At 55.5% G+C, this 23,907-nt stretch carries 23 protein-coding genes; 11 read left to right on the top strand and 12 right to left on the bottom strand.

The genetic code is table 11. The features are described from left to right. Window positions 1–44 precede the first annotated feature (44 nt). Complete coding sequence (locus ACKC9G_RS08015; protein ID WP_411404419.1) at window positions 45–905, top strand: LysR family transcriptional regulator; 861 nt, start codon at window positions 45–47, stop codon at window positions 903–905. A 65-nt stretch (window positions 906–970) separates the two neighbouring features. Here the strand turns inward: ACKC9G_RS08015 and ACKC9G_RS08020 are convergent, their stop codons facing one another. Then, window positions 971–2,038 carry an AraC family transcriptional regulator N-terminal domain-containing protein gene (locus tag ACKC9G_RS08020; protein WP_411404420.1) on the bottom strand — a complete coding sequence of 356 codons (1,068 nt, stop codon included), beginning with the start codon at window positions 2,036–2,038 and terminating at the stop codon, window positions 971–973. A 435-nt stretch (window positions 2,039–2,473) separates the two neighbouring features. Between ACKC9G_RS08020 and ACKC9G_RS08025 the strand changes: the two genes are divergently transcribed. Then, the gene (locus ACKC9G_RS08025) at window positions 2,474–3,532 is read left to right on the top strand and encodes an NAD(P)-dependent alcohol dehydrogenase (RefSeq protein WP_411404421.1); all 1,059 of its coding nucleotides are present in this window, start codon (window positions 2,474–2,476) and stop codon (window positions 3,530–3,532) included. 84 nt (window positions 3,533–3,616) lie between these two features. On the opposite strand, the gene ACKC9G_RS08030 is transcribed toward ACKC9G_RS08025, so the two are convergent. Together ACKC9G_RS08030 and ACKC9G_RS08035 are read right to left on the bottom strand one after the other, a co-directional pair. Then, a complete protein-coding gene (locus ACKC9G_RS08030; RefSeq protein ID WP_411404422.1) occupies window positions 3,617–4,414 on the bottom strand; it encodes a siderophore-interacting protein in 798 nt (265 codons plus the stop codon). Window positions 4,415–4,465: 51 nt separating this feature from the next. Further along, entirely contained in the window at window positions 4,466–4,735 is a 270-nt protein-coding gene (locus ACKC9G_RS08035; RefSeq protein WP_411404423.1) for a hypothetical protein, read from the bottom strand. 429 nt (window positions 4,736–5,164) lie between these two features. On the opposite strand from ACKC9G_RS08035, the gene ACKC9G_RS08040 reads away from it, so the two are divergent. The 5 genes from ACKC9G_RS08040 to ACKC9G_RS08060 all read left to right on the top strand — a co-directional run bounded on the left by ACKC9G_RS08040 (window position 5,165) and on the right by ACKC9G_RS08060 (window position 9,970). After that, window positions 5,165–5,686: a MarR family winged helix-turn-helix transcriptional regulator gene (locus tag ACKC9G_RS08040; RefSeq protein ID WP_411404424.1), complete on the top strand. Its 522-nt coding sequence runs from the start codon at window positions 5,165–5,167 to the stop codon at window positions 5,684–5,686. After that, entirely contained in the window at window positions 5,683–7,695 is a 2,013-nt protein-coding gene (locus ACKC9G_RS08045) for an FUSC family protein (RefSeq protein WP_411404425.1), read from the top strand. The genes ACKC9G_RS08040 and ACKC9G_RS08045 overlap by 4 nt, the downstream gene beginning before the upstream one ends. A 61-nt stretch (window positions 7,696–7,756) precedes the next feature. Next, window positions 7,757–7,969, top strand: coding sequence for a DUF1656 domain-containing protein (locus ACKC9G_RS08050; protein ID WP_411404426.1), 213 nt, complete (start codon window positions 7,757–7,759; stop codon window positions 7,967–7,969). A 7-nt stretch (window positions 7,970–7,976) separates the two neighbouring features. Beyond that, complete coding sequence (locus tag ACKC9G_RS08055) at window positions 7,977–8,897, top strand: efflux RND transporter periplasmic adaptor subunit (RefSeq protein WP_411404427.1); 921 nt, start codon at window positions 7,977–7,979, stop codon at window positions 8,895–8,897. 92 nt (window positions 8,898–8,989) lie between these two features. After that, a complete protein-coding gene (locus ACKC9G_RS08060) occupies window positions 8,990–9,970 on the top strand; it encodes a glutathione S-transferase family protein (protein ID WP_411404428.1) in 981 nt (326 codons plus the stop codon). Between the two features lie 23 nt (window positions 9,971–9,993). On the opposite strand, the gene ACKC9G_RS08065 is transcribed toward ACKC9G_RS08060, so the two are convergent. Then, window positions 9,994–11,214, bottom strand: coding sequence for an MFS transporter (locus ACKC9G_RS08065; protein ID WP_411404429.1), 1,221 nt, complete (start codon window positions 11,212–11,214; stop codon window positions 9,994–9,996). Between the two features lie 151 nt (window positions 11,215–11,365). On the opposite strand from ACKC9G_RS08065, the gene ACKC9G_RS08070 reads away from it, so the two are divergent. After that, on the top strand, window positions 11,366–11,938 hold the full coding sequence (locus tag ACKC9G_RS08070) for a TetR/AcrR family transcriptional regulator (protein ID WP_411404430.1): 573 nt from the start codon (window positions 11,366–11,368) through the stop codon (window positions 11,936–11,938). A gap of 12 nt (window positions 11,939–11,950) precedes the next feature. Here the strand turns inward: ACKC9G_RS08070 and ACKC9G_RS08075 are convergent, their stop codons facing one another. From ACKC9G_RS08075 to ACKC9G_RS08105, 7 genes are all read right to left on the bottom strand, one after another. Beyond that, window positions 11,951–12,370, bottom strand: coding sequence for a secondary thiamine-phosphate synthase enzyme YjbQ (locus ACKC9G_RS08075; protein WP_411404431.1), 420 nt, complete (start codon window positions 12,368–12,370; stop codon window positions 11,951–11,953). Window positions 12,371–12,468: 98 nt separating this feature from the next. Beyond that, window positions 12,469–12,927, bottom strand: a complete 459-nt coding sequence (locus ACKC9G_RS08080) for a DUF2846 domain-containing protein (protein ID WP_411404432.1) — start codon at window positions 12,925–12,927, stop codon at window positions 12,469–12,471. Window positions 12,928–13,012: 85 nt separating this feature from the next. Next, the gene (locus tag ACKC9G_RS08085) at window positions 13,013–13,618 is read right to left on the bottom strand and encodes a hypothetical protein (protein ID WP_411404433.1); all 606 of its coding nucleotides are present in this window, start codon (window positions 13,616–13,618) and stop codon (window positions 13,013–13,015) included. A 90-nt stretch (window positions 13,619–13,708) separates the two neighbouring features. Next, the gene (locus tag ACKC9G_RS08090) at window positions 13,709–14,173 is read right to left on the bottom strand and encodes a hypothetical protein (RefSeq protein ID WP_411404434.1); all 465 of its coding nucleotides are present in this window, start codon (window positions 14,171–14,173) and stop codon (window positions 13,709–13,711) included. 210 nt (window positions 14,174–14,383) lie between these two features. Then, window positions 14,384–16,786, bottom strand: a complete 2,403-nt coding sequence (ybiO, locus tag ACKC9G_RS08095; RefSeq protein ID WP_411404435.1) for a mechanosensitive channel protein — start codon at window positions 16,784–16,786, stop codon at window positions 14,384–14,386. Between the two features lie 292 nt (window positions 16,787–17,078). Beyond that, window positions 17,079–18,248 (bottom strand): lipid A deacylase LpxR family protein, encoded by a 1,170-nt coding sequence (locus tag ACKC9G_RS08100; protein ID WP_411404436.1) that lies wholly within the window; start codon window positions 18,246–18,248, stop codon window positions 17,079–17,081. A 305-nt stretch (window positions 18,249–18,553) separates the two neighbouring features. Next, window positions 18,554–18,823, bottom strand: coding sequence for an Lrp/AsnC family transcriptional regulator (locus ACKC9G_RS08105; RefSeq protein ID WP_411404437.1), 270 nt, complete (start codon window positions 18,821–18,823; stop codon window positions 18,554–18,556). A 187-nt stretch (window positions 18,824–19,010) separates the two neighbouring features. On the opposite strand from ACKC9G_RS08105, the gene ACKC9G_RS08110 reads away from it, so the two are divergent. Together ACKC9G_RS08110 and ACKC9G_RS08115 are read left to right on the top strand one after the other, a co-directional pair. Further along, complete coding sequence (locus ACKC9G_RS08110) at window positions 19,011–19,823, top strand: TatD family hydrolase (protein ID WP_411404438.1); 813 nt, start codon at window positions 19,011–19,013, stop codon at window positions 19,821–19,823. Between the two features lie 4 nt (window positions 19,824–19,827). Further along, window positions 19,828–20,943: a YcbX family protein gene (locus tag ACKC9G_RS08115; RefSeq protein WP_411404439.1), complete on the top strand. Its 1,116-nt coding sequence runs from the start codon at window positions 19,828–19,830 to the stop codon at window positions 20,941–20,943. Between the two features lie 69 nt (window positions 20,944–21,012). On the opposite strand, the gene ACKC9G_RS08120 is transcribed toward ACKC9G_RS08115, so the two are convergent. After that, entirely contained in the window at window positions 21,013–22,926 is a 1,914-nt protein-coding gene (locus ACKC9G_RS08120) for a beta-ketoacyl synthase (RefSeq protein ID WP_411404440.1), read from the bottom strand. Between the two features lie 253 nt (window positions 22,927–23,179). On the opposite strand from ACKC9G_RS08120, the gene ACKC9G_RS08125 reads away from it, so the two are divergent. Further along, on the top strand, window positions 23,180–23,839 hold the full coding sequence (locus ACKC9G_RS08125; RefSeq protein ID WP_411404441.1) for an OmpA family protein: 660 nt from the start codon (window positions 23,180–23,182) through the stop codon (window positions 23,837–23,839). Window positions 23,840–23,907: the final 68 nt, after the last annotated feature.

A 23,907-nucleotide genomic window follows, 5' to 3' on the forward strand; every position in this document is an offset into this window, starting at 1 on the left:
GACCACCGCCTATTCCCTGATGAGTTAAACCGGATTCCAGTGTCATGATTCGAGAACTGAAAACCTTTGTCAGCGTCTGCCACTGCGGCTCCTTTGCGGCGGCGGGAGCCAAGGTCGGGCTGACGCAATCCGCAGTGAGTGCGCAGATTCGCCAGTTGGAGGAAAGCTTGGGTCAGGCGCTGTTTGATCGGACCGGCCGTTCGGCGGTACTGAACGCTGCAGGTAAGCGGGCGCTGGCGCTGGCGGAGGAAATCCTCGGGTTGTATCAGCAGATGGCGACACCGGCGCAGCTGGAGGATTTTCGCGGTGAGTTACGCCTCGGGGCGATCAATACGGTGCAGACGGGCCTGTTGCCTGAGGTGCTGGTGCGTTTACGCCAGCGCGCGCCGGGGGTGGAAACCAAGCTGGTGCCGGGGGTGTCGCTGCAGTTGTTTAATCAGGTGGATGCCGGGGAGCTGGATCTGGCGCTGATTATCCGGCCATCCTTTCCGCTACCGAAAGAGCTGCATACGGAGCCGGTCGCTCGCGAGCCCTTCGTACTCCTGGTGCCGCCGTCCGTCGAGGGGGATGATCCCTTGCATCTGCTGCAAACCCAGCCCTTTATTCGCTATGACCGGCACTCCTTTGGCGGGCGTCTGGTGTCACGGTTTCTGCGTCAGCAACGGTTGACGCCGACCACCGTGATGGAGCTGGATGAGCTGGATGCCATTGTGCGGATGGTGGAGTGCGGGCTTGGCGTGGCGCTGTTGCCGGAAGCCGGTCTTTGGCACCAGCGTGCGGAAGGAATTCGCAAGTTAAGCCTGGGTGAGATGACCTTCCACCGTGAGCTGGTGCTGATCTGCCGCTATGGCCAACGTGATGCCCCGCTAACCCGCGCCTTCCGGGATTCACTGAAAACCCCTTAAGCAAAAAAAGCCCCGAGTTGTCGGGGCTTTTTCATTGGGGAAGGGTAAACGTTTTACCTGACAGGTCAGGCCGTCAAAGCGGTGGCGGCCTGCGCCCGGTCTTCCTTGGGTGGCACGCCAAAGTAACGTTTGTATTCCCGGCTGAACTGCGATGGGCTTTCATAGCCGACATCCATCGCCGCGCTACTGACGGTCGCGCTGCCTTCGTAAATCAACTGGCGTGCCCGCAGCAGACGCAAACGCTTGATGTACTGTAGCGGCGAGGTCGCGGTGATCTGGCGGAAGTGCTGGTGAAAGCTGGAAGTGCTCATGTTGGCCTGACTGGCAAGCGCATCCACATTCAGGCTGGAAGTGTAATTGCTGTGCAGCTGCCCCAGTGCCCGAAAGATGCGTGAGAACTGTGAATGACTGTTCAGCAGGTGTTGCAGTCTTGAGCCATAAGGGCCGCGCAGGGCTTCATACATCACTTCCTTAAGACGCGCTTCGCCCAGCACCCGCATGCCTTGGGGATCATCCAGCAAACTGAGTAGGCGGATCAGGGCTTCACTCAGGTTGGCGTGCATGGGTATCGCCGTCATGGCTTCGGCATCAGTGGTGCAGTCCTCGGCGCGAGAGGCTTCGCGCAGCGGGGCATCGTCCAGCAGTTGCCGCGCCATGCTGGCAAAGAGGCTCATGTCGAGGCTAAGACTCACGGCCAGCAGTGGCACTTCCGGGCTGGCAATATGCTGGCATTCAAAGGGCAGCGGTAGCATCTGCACCAGATATTTGCCGGGGTTGTACTCAAAGACCTGATTGCCGAGAAAGCCGATCTTGTCGCCCTGAGCCACAATCACCATGCCGGGTTCGTAAATGAAGGGGCCACGGCTCTGGCTGATGTGAGAGCGGATCAGGTTGATGCCAAGCTCAGGCACGGGGCTGAAGCCGGGTTCCGGCTGGTGGCGGGCAATCAGTGCCGCCAGACGAGAGGTTTGCTCATTCAGGCAGGCGGTCCGTTGTGCTTCACTGGCGATGGCATCGGCCGAGACTGCCGGCAATACAACCTCATTACGGGTCACAGAAGTCAGGGCATGGTCTGTCGGGCCGGAGCGAAGCTCGGCGGACGTTTTGTCGAATTGTTCATGTCGTTCGGGCATGGGCTGAACTCGCTCATCTCAGAATGCCCATCATCATGGCCTTGCGCGCGCGAGTTCGCCAGTGCCTGTTCCTCACTTCTGGAGGATTAGGCAAGCTTTGCGCAGTAATGATCATCTCCGTTGTCATCGTGGACTCTGCTTCGCTGGTTTGATCTTTCCCGGTTTTGACCTTAAGTGCATGGCTCACGTCTCGTGCTTTGCCGGAGGGTGAGAATGGCCCCGGCAGTATGAGCGAGGAAAAAGACCGTGATGGGGACGTCTGTCGACATGCTGGCGCTTTGGTTACTCGCTTGGGTGACTGAAGTGCAGGTGGTCTGTCGGAGGTCATCGCCTCCTTGACGGATCGTCAGGCAAGACCGAAACCTGCGGGCCTTAATGCCCATCCCTTGCCTGTGACTGTGCCAACGACAGACCCCAACAATAAAAGGAATGATCATGCTGAACGTTTTAGGATACGCCGCCGAATCTGCAACTTCTCCGCTGAAGCCTTTTACTTTTGAGCGTCGTGACCCACGGGCCGACGATGTGACTATCGAGATTCTCTACAGTGGTGTGTGCCACTCGGATATTCACCAGGCGCGTGATGAGTGGGGCGGTTCCATGTACCCCATGGTGCCCGGGCACGAAATTATTGGCCGTGTTGCCGCTGTGGGCAGCGAGGTTAAAAAGTATAAAGTCGGCGACATGGTGGGTGTCGGTTGCATGGTGGAAAGCTGCCAGCAGTGCAGCGCCTGTAAAGATGATCTTGAGCAGTATTGTCTGGAAGGCATGGTGCCGACGTACAACGGCACCCACAAATTCTCCGATAACCTGCCGACCTTTGGCGGCTACTCCAAACAGATCGTCGTCACCCAGAACTTTGTGGTGAAAATCCCCGATGCGCTGGATATCAAATCCGCCGCGCCGATTCTGTGTGCCGGTATCACGACCTATTCACCGCTAAAGCACTACGGTGTGGGCAAAGGCCATAAGATCGGTGTGATTGGTATGGGTGGCCTCGGCCACATGGGCGTTAAATACGCCAAGGCGCTGGGCGCGGAAGTGACGATTTTCACCCGCAGCGAAAGCAAGGTGGCTGAGGCCAAGAAGCAGGGCGCCGACCATGTGATCATCTCCACCGATGAGGCCCAGATGGCAGCTGCGACGGAAAGCTTTGATTTCATGCTGGATACGGTGCCGGTGCAGCATGACCTCAACCCCTACCTCAATGCCCTGAAGTACGATGGAACGCACATCATGGTGGGGCTGATTGAGCCAATGGATAACCCGCCGGTGCACGGTGCCAACCTGATCATGAAGCGTCGCCGTCTGGTCGGCTCGCTGATTGGCGGTATTGCCGAAACGCAGGAAGTGCTGGATTTCTCTGCAAAGCACGGCATCACCTGCGATGTGGAAATGATCAAGATGGAAGACATCAACGGTGCCTACGACCGTATGATCAAAGGCGATGTGAAATACCGCTTTGTGATTGATATGGCCGCCTATCAGGGCTAATGCCCAGGCTCGTTTGAGTGCAACAAAAAACGCCGGATCACCGGCGTTTTTTTATGGTCAATCGGACTGGCGCAAGTCGCGCAATCAGGCTTCTTCGGCCTTGGCTTCCTCACGCTTGAGCTGCTGGTGCTGGTCTTCCACCAGACCGATCTTCCAGTAAGGGCTGAGGTAGGTTTGCGCCCGAGGTACACCGCGCTCTTTCAGCACATGATCGCGCAGCGCTTTCACTCCGTGAGCTTCTGCGGCCGCGAACACACAGACATTGTCCATGCTTTCTGGCCAGTCCAGTGCGCGCGCCACATCCAGCATGGCGTAACTGGGGTTGTGGGGATGCGCATGCACACGCCAGTGAACCTCAATGCCTTCGGGGACATTCAGCTTCTGGGCATCTTCTTCAGCGGTGATTTCAAACATCGCCATACCTTTGGCGGTCGCAGGCAGTTTTTCCAGAAAGGCCGAGGCCGCAGGCAGGCCGGTCATGTCGGCCATGACCAGAAACCATTCACAGTGACTCGGGTCGAGTTTGATGGGGCCGGGGCCTGCGACACCGATGGTATCGCCCACTGCTGCATGTTTCGCCCAGTTGCTGGCAGGGCCGCCATCGCCATGCATGGCAAAGTCGATGACCAGATGCTTATTGACCGCATCAAAGCTGCGGACGGTGTAGGTGCGGACGATGGGGCTTTCCGGGCTTTTGGTCCGGAAGGCTTCCAGCACTGGTTGCTTCTGCCAGGCGCGTGGCAACAGGAGCTTCAGGTTGGCGCTTTCCTTGCCTTCAGGAAAGTCGTGCATGGACTCACCACCAAGGGTGATGCGTTGCATGTTGGGAGTAATACGTTCGGAGGCAACAACCTCCAGCAGGCGCATGCCGGGACCAGCCATGAGTGGCTCCTTTGTTGTTTTGATGGGGGCAGCAAGGAATGAAGCGAGGGATCAGTGCTGTGCCGATTCCAGTGCGGCGAGGCGTGCTTCGAGTTCCGTCAGCCGCTGCTCAAGGGCTTCGACCCGCGCCGGACCACCGCCACGCTTTTGGCTGCCTTTATGTTTGCTGATGTAGCGCGACAGGATACGGCGGATCACTGTTGCCATGGACACCTCGGTTTCCATGTCCAGCTCCAGTTCACCTTTAAGCTGGCTCAGAAATTCCAGCTGCTCCGGGTTCAGGCGGACAGAGACCACCTGGGATTTGCCTTCATCTTTCATGACAAACTCTTCTTCTTAACTGTTTACGATGGATGCAATGTATACATGGTAGTCGTTGTATTCAATGTCATATCTGTAAACAGTCCGTCGCTGTACAGTGAAGAAGCGCTCCGGCACCCGAATTCAGGCGTCTCCAAGGCCTCGCAAGAGAGCAGACTGCAACACTATGTCGGCAGATAAACTGCAGGAAGGTGGTTTAGAAAAGTTGCTTAAGCAACTATTATTCTCGCTCCCGGAGTTGGCCTTATCGTTTCAGCACCAAGGCTGCTGTACGTATGCCTGACTGAAACTATGCCTTATTGAAACTATGCCTTATTGAAACAAAGGTTCGGGCGAGTGGGCGTATTACCCGGCAGGGTCTACGCTCAATTCAGGCATTACCCGCAAGACTGCCTTAATAAGATGGGCTGTTGCTAATGGAGTTTCCTCATGCCGGATGCTAAAGCCGCCTCACTTTTTGCCCTGACGACACTGTTGCAGCCTTTGCGGCGCAGCTGGTTTCAGGCTGCCAGTCAGACTTTCGAGGCCACCGGTCTTTCGATGTCGATGGCGAGCATTATTCTTATTACCTCCCGTCAGGGCGGCGGTCTGACCCAGGCGGCCCTTGCGGATGAAATCGGTGTGAATCCCGGTGCAATGGCGCGTTCTCTGGATCAGGCAGAAAGCTCTGGCTGGGTGGTTCGGCAAACATCAGAAACCGACCGGCGCTCCAAGCGGGTGTATCTCACGGAACTTGGACAGGAGATGGCGGCTGAAGTTGAGGCGCGGGTCGCTGAACTGCGTGAAACCGTACTGGGGGATTTGCCGGAGGATGAGGTTAACCTTTGCGTAAAGGTGCTGCGCCAGTTTGATCAGCGTCTGGCCAGTTATCTGCAAAAGCCCGGACAAGGCAAAAACGCTTTGGAGGCATCCGTGGCCGATGGCGATCAGCAGGAGCAGCCTGCATCGTGAAAATCCGTGGGTTTCAGGTCGTTTTTGCCTTACGACTCTTTATTGCTGCGATGCTGGCCTTTGCCGTGGCGGTAAAAATGGGGCTGCCGCAGCCATACTGGGCGATGGTGACCTGCTGTGTGGTGATGAACCCGACCATGGGCGCCCTGCGTTCCAAGGCGGTGTATCGTATCTGCGGGACGATTGGCGCGGGCATTATCACGCTGGCGCTGGTCTCAGTGCTGGCGAGTGTGCCGCTGGTGCTGGTGGTTTGTACCGGCCTTGTTGCGGCCATCAGTTTTGGCCTGTCCTTTATTGATCGCACGCCGCGTGCCTATGGCTTTCAGCTGGGCGGCATTACCCTGATGCTGGTGGCGGTGGCCGGTATCAACAGCCCGGAAACCATGTTCAATACCGTGGTGGCGCGTTGTACGGAGATTTGTCTGGGCGTGGTTTCCACCGTGCTGATCGACAGTATCATCGCCCCGCGCTCCATGGCGCCGATGCTGCATCAGCGCATGCAAAGCTGGCTGCCTGACGTGGAAAAATGGCTGACGGATATCCTGTCCCACCAGAGCAGTGACACCGCTATTGCTCATGATCGACTGAAAACCTTGGCGGATATCGCCTCCTTGTCACAGCTGATCAGCCAGTTTCGTTATGACCCTTCCATCAGCCGTTTTGAGCTGCGCTGTGCGCTGGCGATTCAGCACCGGTTAATGCGAATTGCACCGCTCTTGTCCGCCATCCGCGGGCGCCTGGCGCAGCTGTCGGAAGCGGATCGTGAATTATTGCAGCCCACGCTGGATGAGATCACCCAGCAGCTGCACAGCCGTCAGCAGCTGACGCCAGAGGTGATTGCGGCGTTGCGCCAGCACCCGGCCGCATCCGCCGAGGATGTACCCTGGCTCAGTCTGGTGCATGACCAGCTGGCGGATCTGTTAGGGCGGCTAAGCCGTTACTGGGAAGAGGTCTGGCAGCTGCATGATTCCATGTACGAGCATCGTCCTCTTTCCGGCAGGCTCATGAAAGAGCTGAAGGAAACGCGAGCCTTTCCATTGCCGCCGGATCTGAATCTGGCCGTGCGAATGGCGCTTAGCGTGGGAACGGCCTACACCATTCTCAGCCTGATCTGGTACTACACGGGCTGGTCCCAGGGGCCGAACATGGTACTGCTTGGGGTCATCGGTCTGGCCTTTTTTGGCGGCGGTGATGAACCCGGCAAGGGGATCGCCAAGTTTGGCCGCTTTGCCTTGCTGGCGCTGACGCTGGCGGGCGTCCTCTGTTATGGCCTGTTGCCGATGGCGACGAATTTTCCGCTCTTTGTCATGGCGATGGCCTGTCTGATGGTACCGCTTGGCATCTGGGCGGCGGTCAACCCGATGGCGATTCTGCTGCTGGCGGTCGGGCTAAGCTCCATCAACCTGCAGGGAACCTACAGTCCGTGGGACTTCGGCTTCTTTCTGGATGCCGGTGTGGCCAACCTGCTCGGCATCTACGTGGGCTTTGTCTCGGTCAGCTTCTTTCGGAGCTGGGGCGTGGTCAGTGTGCTTGAAGGTTATCGCCAGCAGGAGCTGGATGACCGTCTGAAACTCATCGAGCGGGCAACGCTACGGCGCAAGGAAGCCTATCTGTACCGCGCCCTGGACCGTATCGCCTCGATGACGCCGCGACTGGTGCCGGGCGGTCAGCTGGAAGAGAGCTTTATTCTGCTCAGGCGGCTGCGTATTGGCGCCAATATCGCTGATCTTCGGATCCTGCTTCGACAGCTGGAAGGGCCAGTGGCAGCGCAGCTTTTTGGTGTGCTGGCGACGCTGGCGCGGGATCTTAAAGCGCGTACGCCCAGTGATGAGCTACTGCAGCAACTCGATCAAAGCCTGCGTGATCTCTGGTATTCCGAGCATCCACAACGTCTGGATATCCTGCGTGCGCTGACCGGTATTCGCCTTGGCGTGTTTGAGAGCGCCTCCCCATGGCGCTTGAGTTATCGCCGTGCCGATGGCAGCACCGAGCTTGCAGCGTCTGCCTGATGAGCTTTGTTGAATGAGAATAACTGCTTGATGAAACCCTTAGTGTCTGACGGACTGCACCATGATCGGTGAACTTAATCTTGGCGGGATTTTTATCTCGCCGTTGCTGCTGTGCATGCTGATGGCGTTTTTTATTCGTATCGGCGTCTCCTGGCTGATTGATAAGGCCGGGGGCTATCGCTTTATCGCCCAGCGCACCCTGTTTGATAGCGCTCTGTTCCTGCTGCTGACAGGCGGGGTGTTTACTGTTCTTCGACTTATGACGACTCCTTGAGGCTTTTATGAAGACATCCTGGCTTAGCCGAAGTATCCGCTGGTTAGTGACGGCGGTGGTGGTGATCCTCGCGGCGTTGGTGATCTGGCATCTCTACACCTATTACACCTACGCGCCGCAAACCCGTGATGGCAAGGTGGTGGCAGACGTTGTGCCACTGGCCGCAGATGTCTCCGGGCGGGTGGATCAGGTGCTGGTGCACGACAATCAGGTGGTCAACAAGGGGGATCTGCTGTTCGTGGTCGACAAGGCGCGTCTGCAGAATGCCCTGGATCAGGCCAATGCCGCACTGGAAAGTGCCGAGGCCAATTACGAGTCGGCCCAGCGGGAATTCAACCGCTATCAGCAGCTTTCCAACAGTGCAGCCTCCCAGCAGGAAAAAGATGACCGCCGCTATCTGGCCGCGCAGGACCGTGCTCGTGTCGATGCGGCCAAGGCCTCGCGGGATCTGGCGCAAATAAACCTTGAACGTGCCGAAGTGCGCTCACCCGTGGATGGCGTTATCACCAACTTCTCCCTGCGCCCCGGTGCCTATGCCACTGCCGGCCAGCCTGTGATGGCGATTGTGGATCGCCACAGTTATTACGTCGTTGGCTACTTTGAGGAAACCAAGCTGCCCTACATTCATGATGGTGCGCCGGTCACTGTCCGCATCATGGGAGAGAGCAAGCTGATTGAAGGCCATGTGGAAGGGCGATCCGCAGGCATTGCTGATCGCCAGCGCTCGACGGCGCCGGGCTCCTTGCTGGCCAATGTAACGCCGACCTTCAGCTGGATTCGACTGGCCCAGCGTATTCCCGTGCGTATCGCGCTGGATCATGTGCCGGATCATGTCGCCCTGATCGCCGGAAGAACCGCGACGGTGAGCCTCAAAGGTGCAGAAAACGTTCTGGGTTTTCGTTCCTTCGTGGATGACTCGAACAATTAATTCGAATTAAAAACGGTCGTCAGGGTCGTAATTACGGGGAGAAGGTCTTACATAGAAGAGATCACTTTCTGACAGTAACGGGGGCAGGTTTTATGGGGCTTTTAGTCGATGGGGTCTGGCATGACCAGTGGTATGACACGGCCTCGACCGGTGGGCGCTTCAAGCGTAGCGAATCGCAGTTTCGCCACTGGGTGACGGCGGATGGCAGTGCAGGCCCAACGGGGGAGGCAGGTTTTGCTGCGCAGTCCGGTCGCTATCATCTTTATGTCTCACTGGCCTGTCCCTGGGCGCATCGCACCCTGATTTATCGCAAACTCAAGGGGCTGGAGGAGATGATTTCCGTCAGTGTGGTGCATCCGCACATGGGCGAAAACGGCTGGAGCTTTGCTCCCGGTGAGGGTGTGATTGCTGATCCGCTGCATCAGGCGCGCTTTATGTACGAGGTGTATCTGGCGGCGGACCCTCACTATAGCGGGCGCGTTACGGTGCCCGTCCTCTGGGATAAGCAGCGCAATACCATCGTCAGTAACGAGTCGGCGGATATTATCCGAATGTTCGATACCGCCTTTGACGGCATCGGCGCCAGACCCGGCAGTTATTACCCTGCAGACAAGCGTGAAGCCATTGATGCCTGGAATGCGGTGATCTATCCCGATGTGAACAATGGCGTTTACAAGTCCGGCTTTGCCACGTCGCAGGAGGCTTACGAAGAAGCTGTCACCGCGCTGTTTGCTCGCCTGGATGACATCGAGCAGCAACTGGCGGGGAATCGGTATCTGACCGGGAATGAAGTCACGGAAGCCGACTGGCGGTTATTCACCACTCTGGTGCGCTTTGATCCGGTCTATGTCGGTCACTTTAAGTGCAACCTGAAGCGCCTTAAGGATTACCCGAATCTCTGGGGTTATCTCTGTGATTTGTATCAGCAGCCGGGGATCGCTGAGACAGTGAATCTGGATCACATCAAGACTCACTATTTCACCAGTCACCCGACTATTAACCCAACGCGGATTGTGCCCAAAGGGCCTGCGGTGGATTACACCGAACGTCAGAACCGCGGCCGTTTCGGTTAAACCCCTCCTGACCGGAGACCCGCTCAGGCGGGTTCCGGTGTCTGGTGATGACGGCTGGTAAAGCGAAGAATCACCACCGCCAGTACGATCAATGCAATCTGGCCGCTGCCATACCAGGTGGCCGTGGCAATCAGGCCAATATGATGCGCCAGCGCGCCTGCGCCCATGGCAGGAACGCTGAAGGCCAGATAACTCTCCAGATAGTAAGCCGCCATCAGGCCTGCGCGTTCGCGTGGATTGGCCAGCGGCATCAGGCTTCTGAGCACTCCCAAAAAACCACTACCAAAGCCCAGTCCCGCAATCACGCTGCCGGTCAGCAGCAACCACGCCAGCCCAAGATTTGAAGCGGTAATGATGGTTACGAGTCCGACGGTCAGCAACGCTGCGCCACGGTAAAGCACATGATGCGCGGCGTGTTTACGCAGGTAGGCAATAGCGCTGGCACCGCTCAATGTCAGCAAGGAGACGGTCAAACCGCCAAGTAATGGCGATTCAGAGCCGGTAACCTTGGCCACCAGCGACGGCATCAGGGAAAGATAAAAGCCTCCCAATCCCCAGATCGCAATGTTCAGAGGACTTAATGCCAGCAGCATCGCGCGGGCACGCTGCGGTACCAGAATGCTGGGTTTCAGGCTTCTGAGAGCGCCTGCGTGCACATCCGCTGTTTCCGGTGTTTTCCAGATCAGGATGGCACCGAGAATCATGATGGCCAGTAGCACGTCATAAATCAGATGCATTGGCGCGGGAGCAAACTGTACCAGCAAGGTGCAGCCCAGAGCGCCCAGCGCCATGCCGCCCAATGGCGTGATGGAGTTGATCAGTGCGCCGCGATCTTTGTTGACGTCCAGCAGTGCTGCGCCAAGGGACGCCATGCCGACACCCGTGGCCAGACCCTGCACCAGCCGCGCTGCGATCAGCCAGCTGCTGTCAGAGGCAAGAGTAAACAGCAGGGTGGCGATGGCTTCCACAATCAGCGATGCGAAAATCACCGGACGTCGACCGATATGGTCGGAAATCTTGCCGCCGACCAGCAAGGCAAACAGCAGGGCGAAGGCGTAGATGGCGAAAATCAGCGTCAGGGTTGAGGAAGAAAACCCCCAGGCTTGCTGATACATGTGGTACAGCGGGGTTGGCGCGCTGGAGGCTGCCATAAAGGTGGCCAGAATCGCGCCGTGAATGGCCGGGGTTGACCAGTGTTCCTGCCCTGCATCGCTGTGTACAGGGCGAGTTGCGGTTGAACTCATCATTAGCTCCTGGCTAAAGTTGAATATTAGCTTTAAGCTAACCTAACGTTGAAAATGCACTAAAGCAAATTATTAGCTTTTATGTTGTTGCAACAGTGCGTTGAGCAAGACGCTTACACTGACAACAACGGTGGGATAACAGGGGGGAAGTATGCGTGAAGGGCTACGCCCCGGTGGCCGCAGTGCCCGGGTACAAAAGGCTATTCATGAAGCGGTGAATGCGCTCTTGGCAGAGCAGAGCCGTGACTCCATCACCGTGCCGCAAATTGCTCAGCGGGCTGGTGTCACGCCGACCACGATTTACCGTCGCTGGGGCGATATTGCCAGTCTGCTGGCCGATGTCGCCGTTGAGGCCTGGCAGCCGGAAGTGCCGCCGGCCGATCATGGCTCCCTGAAGGCAGACCTGTATTGCTGGCTGGAAGAGTGTCTGGACGAAACAGGCTCCGGCCCGGGCCGTCAGCTGCTGATGGATGTCGTGTCCACGGCGCAACAGGGCCCGGCCGAACGTTGCTGTCAGTTCACCAATGTGCAGATCGAACATATTCTGAACCGCGCCAACGCTCGGGGTGAGACAGGCCTGCCAACGGTGGATGACGTCCTTGATGGCGTTTACAGTGCGCTGATCTACCGGACTATTTTTGTACAGGAGCCCTTAGCGGTTCCGCAGCTTCATCGCCTGATCGACCGCATGTTGCTGGGTGTGGGGTATGTCGCCAGTCAGTAAGTAAGTGCAGGTTCACTCCCCGTTCAGGGTAATAATCACTGAGCGGGAGCCGCCGTGGTCGCGGTGTTCACATAGATAGATACCCTGCCAGGTGCCAACACGAAAACCACCGCGATGAATGGGCAGGCTGACACTGGAGCCAATCAGCACATTTTTAATATGTGCAGGCATATCGTCATCCCCTTCATAGTCATGCTGGTAGTAGGGTGCCCGCTCAGGGACATAGCGATTGAAATGTTCTTCCATGTCCATGCGAACCGTCGGGTCGGCATTTTCATTGAGGGAAAGGCTGGCGCTGGTGTGCTGGATAAACACGTGGCAGAGACCGACTTTCAGTTGATGAATCTCAGGAACCGCCTGCAGGATTTCGTCGGTAATCAGGTGAAATCCCCGTTTGCGCGGTTTGAGTCGAACCTGAGTCTGATGCCACATGGCTAAGCGCTCCCTGATGTTTATGGAGCGCTTATTGTGCCTCCTTACCTGTCAGAGGCAAACAAGTGAGGTGGCTTAAAGCAACCTCACTTCATTGTTTACTTACTGCAATGGCCAGACTCTGCAAGTTTAAGTTTGGCCACGGCTTTTTCGCCTTCCTGCTCACTCATCAGCTCAAGGTTTGCGCCACCCACAAACATACCTGGCTTGATATATTGTCTGATGAAGTAGTTCTTGCCCGCTTCTGTGGTAACCATCAGATCATTAGGCGAGAACTCGGATTCCGTCGACACTTTATGGTTTTGGTTGCCAAGGACTTGCTTATAAAAGTAAATGCCAGAGGCCGACTCACCCAGGCACTGGTCATCAATCCAGAGGTCCTTTTTCAGACCCGACCCCATCACAGAGTTACGATATACATAGATGCCTGCGTTACCCGCATCTGGCTCAGGGAATGACTTGAGTTGTGTATCCTGTGTCGTGTTACCCATAGGAACAGATGCACATCCGGTCACTAAGGTGGCCAGTGCTGCTACAGCAATGAACTGCTTAATCATGTTTACTTCCTGTATTGGTTTGTTGTTTAAGGCTTCCGTCATGGATGCCTTTGAGTTAAGCGTTAGAAATAGTGAGGTTTTTAGTCTATTGAATCAGCAGATAACCGCCGTAGCGTTTGCAGTCATTGATCATGCGTTTAATGGCCTTCTGCACCAGTTCCTGATCCATATTGCGATGGTCAAGAGACTCGCCGCTGATCTCTTTTTCGAGGCGTTGTAATGACCACTCATCGAAGGTGCTGCCGAGCTGCAGGGTGGACTTGAGCCAATCAGATTTCAGCGAATTTTTGAGCTGATTCCAGCTGCTTTGTGTCCCTAACACCCAGGTATCAACCTCTTCCTGATTATCCGTAAAGTGGGAAATGCTGACGGTGTAATCCTCCGGAGCCTCGAACAGAATCTCGCCGCCGTGTGCTGTCATCAATTCTGTAATCGATGCCTCGACTTTGGTGCCTTCCGGTATCTGCAACACGAAGAATTTCTGGTTTTTAATCGCGTTATACATGGCAAGCCGAACTTCATGGGTATTGCGAATCATCGGGGCATTTTTGTAGAGGCGAGCATGTGTGTCACAGTTAAAAGTGATTACGCCACGGGTGACCTGGGGTCTGCCAATATCGAACTTTTCTTTCACGTTACCCAAGAAGTTCTGAATATTGCGCAGATCAAAAACGCGTAGCAGAAAGTGCATGATCTCCATTCTTAATGAGTCTCTTGAGTTGTAGTTATTCGCAGAGAGTCTAAGGCCATATCCTCTGTGGCCTTCCAGTAATCAGGTACTTCAGACCTTTTGACGAGCGTTAAGCAAGGTTTCGTTAATCGCCTTATCAATTAGAAGTTTGCAGTCCGGGTAGGAGGCAACGGCGATCTCCTGGGCAAAACCCTTGAGCTTATGCCGGTAAGAGGAGTCTTCTCGCTCATTGTAAATAGACTGCAACTCCGCTGGTGTTATGTATTGGGTCAGCGCCACCGCCATTTTCTGATTCCAGTCACTCTGGTAGCGGGCGATAGCTGCACGCATTTCTGATTCGATAAGGGCGTTACCAGCAGGTCCATACTGGGCAATAAAGGCATGATAAGACTGGCTATGCTTCAGCTGTTTGTTGGCTATAGTGCTGAAAAATGTACTGAGCTCGGAGCGTTGTACAAAGGCTACCGGAGTGATCTTTTTATGCTGATGTGACTGATAACCCTGATAGGCCCCGAACAGACACAGTCCGAGGATAATCGCTTTCCATGCGCTCATTTAGTCTCCCTGACAGCCGAAAAATAAGGCGTTTTACTGTTTACGTTTTTTACTTGTTTGGAAACAAGTGTTTCTAACCTATTCCATCTACAGTAGCTACTACCTTTCTGCAGAATTCTTAAAAAATTGTCCGAGTGGCCTGAACTTTGTTTGTGGAAACAAAAAAAGCCAGCGCGAGGCTGGCTTTGGTTGAGCGGTTAACGAGCAGGTTTAATCAGCGTCGTTAAAGTCTTCACCGGATACCGGCTTGGCTTCCTCCCGTACGGGTGGCTTTTTGCCTTCCAGCATTTTGGATTCAGCCTTCAGCTCGATGGCATCTTCTTTCGCCAGCGGGCCATTGGCAAAACGCAGGTTGGCGGGCGGTGCCTTGCCTTCCTTGTCTTCGCCAAAGTAGACGGTCATGTGCGGGAACGGAATCTCGATACCGGCGGCATCCAGGTGACGTTTCACCAGACGGTTGTAGGCACGGCCCACACCCCACTGATCGCCAGGACGGGTCTTGATACGAACACGGACATTCACGGAACTGTCGGCCAGGGCGGTGACGCCATGGACTTCCAGTGGCTCCAGAATTTTGAAGTTGTGATCGGTATCTTCCATCAGCTCATCGAAGGCATTCTGCAGATGGACCAGTACCTCGTCGGTATCTTCACGATAGGCCACACCGTATTCACCCACATGGTAGCCGAAGCCTTTCATGTAGTTGGAAATGGTATCGACTGAGGAGAAGGGCACCAGATGATAGGTGCCGTTCAGATCGCGGATACCCACCGAGCGGATAGTCAGGCGTTCAGCCGTTCCGGTGACGCCACCGGCAGTAACAACATCACCGGTATTCAGGGTGTTTTCCAGCTGGATAAAGACACCGGTAATAATGTCCTGAACCAGCTTTTGCGCACCAAAACCAATGGCCAGACCCAGAACACCGGCACCGGCAATCAAGGGGCCGATATCAATGCCAATCTCGGACAGCACGATCAGTACGGTCATGGTGCAGATGATGATGGCCAGGGCATTGCGGAACAGGCCTAGCAGCGTCTGCACGCGAGCCGAAGGCGCACCACCGCCGGTTTCAGGATTCAGCTTGTGCTCGATCACACTGGCGGTCACCAGCCAGATCAGGGCAGCAAACAGCAGGATCAGTGCGACATGCACGATGCTGGCGATTACGTGGGCACCTTCTTCGGACTTAATCCAGGTGAGGGTGTCAAACAGCGCCCAGGCATTCATGACCAGTATGATCACAATGGCCATCAGGATCAGACGCACCACGCGAAGTGCTGCCGGGATATAGCTGTTAATGCGATTTTCCAGCAGGGGAACCTTGCGACGGATTTCCTCCGACAGGGTGATGCGGTGGCCAATAAAGTGGCCAAGCAGGCTGGAGAGCAGCAGACCCACGCCGATGCAAATCAGACTTTTAATGGTGGCTGCTGCCATAAAGGGCAGGGCATCATCAGGACGCAATTGCGTGACCAGGAACAGACCCACCACGTAGGCAACAGCAATCAGGAACCAGGTTCGCGCCAGAATGCGCAAGCAGGCCTGTGTGACGCCCATCTGTGAGTTGGACGCCAGATCAAGAATGCCATCGGCCACTTCCTTGCGGTTACCGATAATCATGATCAGGGCGTAGACCAGCGCAATTGTCATCACCACCAGCTCAAGAATCTGACCCAGTGAACCCAGTTCATAAAGCTTGAGAATCGGGACGATAACCAGAATGGTGTAGCCGATGAAGCCCGCCATCAGTGCCAGCCAGTTCCCCCATTTACTTGCTGCCTCGGTGCTCATGGGCATCAGGCGCAGTGAGGCAAAACGGGGTGAGAAAATCAGGCGCAGGATGACTTTGAAAAGCTCAATCAGCACAAAGCCGTTGAGGAACAAAGAGGACTGGGTATCAATGGTGCCGCGGTGACCAATCAGCGCCAGGGTGATCGCGTTGCTGATCATGTAGGCCAGAATGACGATCACGCCGTCCAGTAGCGTTGCGCCAATAATTCCGGCGGTTTTTCTCAGCAGCGGCGCGCTCGGCGTGGCGTACTGCGGATCAGCGATTCGATACAGCCAGAGATCGATCTTGCGATAAATCATCGCCCCCAGCAGGCGAAGCACCAGGAATGTCGCGAACGCAGCGACAATGGTTAGCCCGAGTTTCGTCGCATCCTTGCCCACTGCCGTCCAGTTGATCCCGGAGTCGGCGTTGCCAGAGGTCAGCTCGCTCAGGGAATCCGCCGATGCACTCAGCTGGCTACCAATATTATCCAGCAGCGCTTTGGTGGAGTTGGCAAGTTGTCGCGGTAAACCCGGCTCGTTGTCTGCGCTGCTGGCGGCCGCTGTGGCAGCATCGGCGTTACTGCTGTCGGACGCCGACGCATCGGCACCGCTGGCAGGTTGCTCCTTGTTATCAGCAAGGTTGCGCAACGTCTGAATCAGCGCATCGCGGCTTTTGTCATTCTCCAGAAGGTTGGCAAGCTCGGTATAGGAAGCTTTGTCACCTTCTGCGGAAGTGGTTGAGGACTCTGCTGCCAGACCAGGCATCGCAAAAAGCGTCATACAGAGAAAGAGTAGTGAGGATAGCCAGGCTCTGGCTTTAACAGAGGGTGGCGTCATGCGCGCTCCTTAGCATTTTTTATCCATGACAGGTAAAGCGTCGACCAGCAGGTAAACCAGTCTTGTCTTTTCTTTTGGGGCAAGAATTGGCGATCTACACCGTAGGCTCGTCACTCGATTGTTAAGAATTGCTGTGAAATGTGAGGAGTCTTAAAGGCCGGAGGGAGAAGTGAGTGCGTCAGGCGCAGAGGAAATGCAATGGAAGTCTAAGGGGGTAAGGGATAACCACCTGAAGACGGTCAGGGCTGAGCGTCTTCAGGCGTTAGCACAGGTTGTTATAAAAAACAGGGTGTTAGTAAGACATAGAGAAGGCGATCGAGCCGTAGCTGTGTGATTTCTTCTGGGTCTTAAACTCACGGGTTTTGTAAACGTTGGAGAAGGTCAGCTTCATGTTGCTGTAGGACATACTGACACCGGCACTCAAGTCACCCACCCAGAGGTTTTTATCAACACTCGGGCTGTCTTCGAAGGTGTTGCCGTCGAGGAAGATGTTGTGCAGCACCATCCTGCCTTCTGCAGAGACGAACACATGCCAGCCGAAACCGCCATCCAGTACGCGACTATCCCACTTCTCACCAGGGGCGCTGTTATCCCCCGCTGGACGGATCGAGGAAGAACCAAAGTCTGAGGGCAGACGATAGCCAATTCGATATTCAAGGCCGGTGGCAGCGCCGGTAAAGACGTTACCGGCGGAGACGCCGTAGTGACCAATCAAGTCATTACTGTAGAGACCACCCAGGGCGGAACGAAACAGGCGGTTCTTTTCTGCATAGGTCACAGTGATACCGGGTTCGTTGTGTAGCTGGTTATCCCAGCCCTTGAACTTGTCAAAACCGCGCAGCTTGTGAATAAAGTCCTGGGATTCATGGGCCAGTGAGGCTGGGCCCACAATGCCCAGCTGTACTTCGGCGACTTTCAGCAGCTTGTTACTGTAACGACGCTGATAGGAAACCCCGCCAAAGAGATAGCCTGCGTAGGGGCGGTCATCCGGAATCAGCTCGGTGGCGTCCTTGTCCGCCGGGGTGTACATGGTCTGACCCAGATAAACCACGACATTACGCTGTTCTGCCGGATTCTTACCGCTCAGCCACACCATGTTGCTGTTAATAAACTTAAGCCAGCCGGGGAGTGAAGGGTCATTCTCAAAGGTGTTGAGATCAGGAGAGATCCAGGACGCTTTGACCCCATTGGTGTATTGCTGGTCAGTGTTGGTAAAGAGGTCATTGTCCAGATAAAGATTGAGCGTCCAGAGCCGTTTTGGGTCTTTCGCATCCGGTATTGCAGACTGGTTCTCAGGCAGTGGCCGTGATGCAGCAGAGGTTTTTTCTGTCGCATTGGCGGGCAGTGCCGAATTGTCTGAAGAATTGACGACAGGTGTTGGAGTCGCACCTGCGGCCAGAGTCCAGCCCGGCAGGGTGGCCAGAGTTAAACAGCTTGCCAGCAGACAGCGTTGATAAGACATGCTTTCAATCTTCCTGAAGTACGGCAGCCTGAATACTGCCCGAGGAGCCAGGTGAGGGCTCGTCCTTATTGCTCGATCGTTTCCGGTCCTGTACGAACCAGACGCAGAGATAGTGTTGCTCAACAATGCTAAGCGATTCTTAACCGGGCAATCACCTTGGTAAGCAGTGTTTGCTGTCCCATCACCCGTGTTTCAAGGGCTGTGGTGATCAATCTGTTAAAAAATGGACTGCTGAGTTTGATTAAGCTTACTTGTGGGCTTCATGACTCGCCAGCGCCCGAATGTTTCAGCTCGCTTCGTGACGCTCAGATTGCGAACATCGAGTCCAGATCGTGTTTTGAATAGGCTTTAAACGCCATCATGGTTTCGGTCTCGAGAATGCCATCGATTTGATGCATTTGTTCAGTCACCAAAGTGGCCAGCTCGTCATTATTCTGAACACGGGCGATGGCAACGAGGTCATGACGGCCACTGGTTGAGAACACTTCGGAAATTCCTTTGAGCTCGACCAGGCGTTCGGCCACCTGATTGACGCGCTTTTTCTCAACGTTAAGCAAAATGATAAAAGTGACCATGATAATTCAATCCTCAAGCCCGGCGGGTGGTGAGGGGTCAAGGCGTTCTTGACCCATCGGTTGATAATAGCATAGCCCCCTGAGGCTTCGGTCAGGGAATCTCGAATGTGATGGTCGCGCTGCTATCACCTGTGTGTCCTGTTACTCTGTGCTCACTGATTCCCGAGTTTCTGACAAGACCGTGACAATGGCATTACCCCGGTACCTGATCGACAGTCACAGCCATCTGGATTTTGCTCGTCTTGCGCCTGTGCTGAGTAGCGCTCTGGATGAGGCTCGCACTGCCGGAATTCGTCAGTGGATTGTGCCCGGTACGACGCGCCAGGCCTCTGCACAGCAACGAGCGGTGGTGGATAAACACACCGGGCTGTTCGCTGCCCTGGGACTTCATCCTTACTTTATTGCTGAGCATACTCCGGCAGATCTTGAGTGGCTCAGGCGGGGAGTCATGGAGGCGCCTGCCCAGTCACTGGTGGCGGTGGGAGAATGTGGGCTGGATGCGATGCTGTCAGGTGAGCTGTACTGGGACTGGCAGCTGGAGCTCTGTGAGGCCCAGTTGGCACTGGCTAAAGCCTGTGATCTGCCGGTGATTCTGCATGTGAGAAAAGCGCATCAGGAACTGTTCAGGCTACTTAAAAAAGCCAGCCTGCCACGTGCAGGTGTGATTCATGCCTACACGGGTAGCTACCAGCAGGCCAGTGCCTACGTTGATCTGGGCTTTTGCCTGGGTGCCGGTGGGGCCATCACCTACGAGCGTGCCAGTAAAACCCGTGATACCTTTAGCCGCCTGCCTGTGGAGCATATTCTGCTGGAAACCGATGCGCCGGATATGCCCGTGCAGGGTTTTCAGGGGCAGGTAAATTTGCCTGTTCGCATGCTCGATACCCTGAACGTGCTGGCTCAGCTAAGGGGCCAGTCTGCTGAGGCTCTGGGCCAGCAGTTAACCGAGAATACCCGTCGTCTGTTTCGCTTGCCGATAGCGGCCGATATTAAGGAGTGAATGAATGAAACTGGCCGAAATCAGTGTCTATCCGATCAAGTCCTGTCAGGGCGTGCAGCTGTCGGAGGCCTGGGTGGCGAAAGATGGTCTCAGTGTTGATCGGCGCTGGATGGTGGTTGATGCGGACGGTAAATTCATCACCGGACGATCTCACTCCAAACTCACGCTAATCAAGGCGCATCTGCAGTTTGATGGTCTGATGCTACAGGCTCCCGGCATGTCCCCGCTGGCATTGAAAATTGCAGATTTCTCCGATGACTATAAGCCTGTCACCGTCTGGTCGAGTCATATTGATGCCCAGTGCACGACCATGGAAGCGGATGCCTGGCTGAGCGAGTTTCTGGGTGAGCCGGTACATTTGCGCTATCAGGGGCCGAAGATGCACCGGCCCATCGCCAAACTCGATTACAGCGTCAGCTTTGCTGACGGTTTCCCTCTGCTGCTGACAACCTCGGCCTCACTGGCAGAGCTGCAGCGCCGCAGCCCGGACGCGGTGCCTATGGAGCGCTTTCGGACCAATCTGGTGATTGATGGCACTTTACCCTTTGAAGAAGATGACTGGGTCGAATTGCAAATTGGCGAGGTGCGTTTTGCCAACGTGAAGCCCTGCGCACGCTGTGTGTTCACCACCCTTGATCCCCACAGTCAGAGCTACGATGAAGACATGGAGCCGCTGGCGACGCTGCAAACCTTTCGACAGGACGATAAGGGCGAGGTGTACTTTGGGGTGAATCTCATCGCCCTGAACACGGGCAGCATTCGTGCCGGAGACGATGTGAGGGTGCTGGTGCGCTCACCGGGGCCACGTTATCCGGAGCGTCCCCGGGCGCTGCTGAAGGAAGTTGTTACGGACTCTGCGACGCATAGGATCAGCTTGTCCGGGCAAGGGAGTTTCGAGGGTAGCGGTGAGCGTCCACTGCTTGATCAGATTGAGCAGGCCGGAATGGAGTTACCTTCCAGCTGTCGTGCAGGTATCTGCGGCGCTTGTAAGGTGAAGCTGATCGCCGGGCAGGTCAGTAGTCGTAGTGTGGCACCGTTATCTTCGCAGGAGCAGGAAGAGGGGATGATTCTGAGCTGCTGCAGTTATCCTCTCAGTGATGTGGAGCTGGCTTCACGTTAGCGTTAGGCAGAGGTTAAGCATAAAAAAAACCGGGCAGATGGCCCGGTTTTTTATGCACTGGAAAGTCGATCAGCTCATATCTCCGAACGGATTATCCAGTTTCAGGTTAACGCTCTGTGCATAGCCCGGCAGACGAATCTCATCAGCGCTGATGCTCAGGTCTTCACCGGCCAGAACGTCCTGTCCGAAATGATAGACCGGGCTGGCGGTACCGTGAGTGGCTGCGGTGTCGTATTCCGACGCTTTCTCTTGAGCCGCTTCCTGACCTTTGCGCATGGCGGTGATGGCATCTTTTCCATGACGCTTGGCCAGCATGGCCATGGTGACATGAGGTGCCAGTACCGCAGAGCTGGCATTGTTACCACCGAAGCCCTTGGAGTTCAGCAGGATGGAATCAATATCCGTCAGGCCAACCTGCGTGTGCTCGGGCTGAATCCTGAGGTTGGACGCATTCACATCATCAGCCACGTGATCAATGGTGCCGATGCCGGGAATGATGCCATGAGCCCAGACGCCCAGTGCATTCACCAGCTGATCTCCCGCAGCGGTGCCCTGGGAATGGCCGAGGAAGCATTTGATCGCGGCGACCGGCCATTGGGGGATATCAAAGGCTTTGGCAATTTCATTCAGCACGTGAGATTCCGTTGTCCGGTTCTGTGGTGTGCTGGTGCCGTGAGCATGAATAAAGGAGCGATTGCGCAGGGAGTCTTCGCCCAGCATGGCGCGAACAAGGCCAGCGGTTTTGCCGAGTGTCAGGTAGTTACCGATACCCGGTGCTGAGATGGATTTCTTGTTGCCATCGGCATTCACAAACACATCCGGAACAGAACCAAAGACCTGAGCGCCCATTTCAACGGCGAGGTCATCGGACATCAGCATGACAAACTGAGCCGCTTCGCCGACAGTGAAACCGCAGTTGGTCGAGAACGGACGGCAGGAGCGACGGTAATGCGCCTCTGTCAGCTCGGCAATGTTGTCGAGGTCGCGCAGATTCTTGTCTTCGGCCAGTGCGCCCATGGCGCGGAAGCCTTCAATAATTTCCGGCGTAATCGGGGTGTCACTGCCGCCCACCATAACCACTTTGCGGGCACCGGAGCGAATGTCCTGAACGCCAAGCTGCAGGTTATAGAGGAATGAAGAACACGCGCCCAGCACAGTGCCGGTTGCACCCACGCTGCCAAGAACATAGGCGTTGATAAAGTCAGCAGGCATCTGGCCGTAGCCCAGAGGCATCTGCTTGGACGTCGTGCGCTTGCCCATGAAAGGGGCTTTGAGCATGCCGCCAAAACCGTAGTCATCCAGCTGGCCGATGGAGTTACCGGCATACACGGCAATCTGGTCAGGACGAACACGATCACGAATTCGCTGCCAGTCGATACCCATGGAGCCCAAGCAATCGGACGCGCCGAAGATGGACATTTGCAATGCACGCGGATGATGACGGGACTGGTAAAGCTCGCCCGGCGCAAAGCCGGTAGGCAACTGGCCACCGCTCTGAACCGGAGCGGTACGATAGTCGTATAAAAGAACATCCAGAGGGTCGGCGGTTTTTACCTTGAGATAACCGCTGCCGATATCTTCAGTCACCCAGCTGGAGGGAATCTGCTCAGGCATATGGCGCTGGCGGATGACAAAACTGTGGCTGCCGTCCTCTTCCGGTGCCAGCGTTGCCGCCACCTGATGAGGCACATTGTTGATATCAAAGGCTTCGTGATTGATGCGGCGAATCAGGGTGTTATTCAGGATGTAATCTCTGAAAAGCGCAACCACATCGCGGGATGACAGGGGCTGATTCTGAACATCGAAAAACTGGCCGTTTTCAGCGCGGGCCAATCCCATCATGGTGGCCAGACCGAGTAGGGTCTGATGAGAAACTTCGTCAGAGAGCTGATCAATAACCTGGCGACGATAACCGTGGTGAAAAGAGGTGCGCCCGGAGGCGTTGACTCCGCCAAAACCGACGATGACAGGCAAATAAGACAAAGAAACATCCTCTCGAGGTTTGGTGGCTACAGATAAATACACACCATGTATGTCGTAGATTCCCGGCTTCTCAAGTCCGGGTTGCGCCTTCTGAAACGCGCGGTGGGGGAGCATAAGGAGAACAAAAGCGTGATGACTTGTATAAACCCTGCTTCTGCCACCATAAACAGCTCTCAGGCATCCACGCATTGTATAGAGCAACCGACTGTGTGACCAGTAGATGACGCTCTCGAACTAAGTAAGGAAAGTGCATATGAAAACACGGAAACTTATCGTCGCCTCCACCCTAATGGTATTTCTGGGCGGCTGTATGACCAATGACCCCTACACGGGCCAGCAGAAAGTGAACGATACCACCAAAGGCGCGGGTATTGGCGCGTTAGCCGGTGCAGCGCTGGGTGCCGCTGTGACCAGTGGTAAAAATCATGGTCGTGGTGCTCTGGCCGGAGCCGCTCTCGGCGCCGCTGTCGGTGGTGGTGTGGGGTATTATCTGGACAAGCAGGAAGCTCAGTTGCGCCAGCAATTACAGGGCTCCGGCGTACAGGTTCAGCGTAATGGTGATCAGATCAACCTGATCATGCCCGGTAACATTACCTTCGCGACTGACAGCACTCAGCTCGAAGCTTCTTTCTACTCGACTCTGGATTCAGTGGTTAAAGTGCTGAAAGAATTCGATAAGACACACCTTGATGTGATCGGTTACACCGACTCCACCGGCTCCTTTGAGCACAATCAGGTACTTTCCGAAGGCCGAGCCAATGCGGTCGCTTCTTACCTGTTGCAGCAGGGCGTGGCTTCAAGCCGTGTCACTGCCCGTGGTCTGGGTGAGCGTAACCCCATCGCGACTAACGATACCGCTGAGGGGCGTTCACAGAACCGCCGTGTTGAGCTGCAGATTCGTCCCATACAATAAGCTCAGGCTCTCTGCTAAAAAAACAAAGCCCCCATTTGGGGGCTTTGTGCATTTGAAAGCGAGGTGTA

The organism is Pokkaliibacter sp. CJK22405 (assembly GCF_046614695.1).
Lineage (GTDB): Bacteria > Pseudomonadota > Gammaproteobacteria > Pseudomonadales > Balneatricaceae > Pokkaliibacter.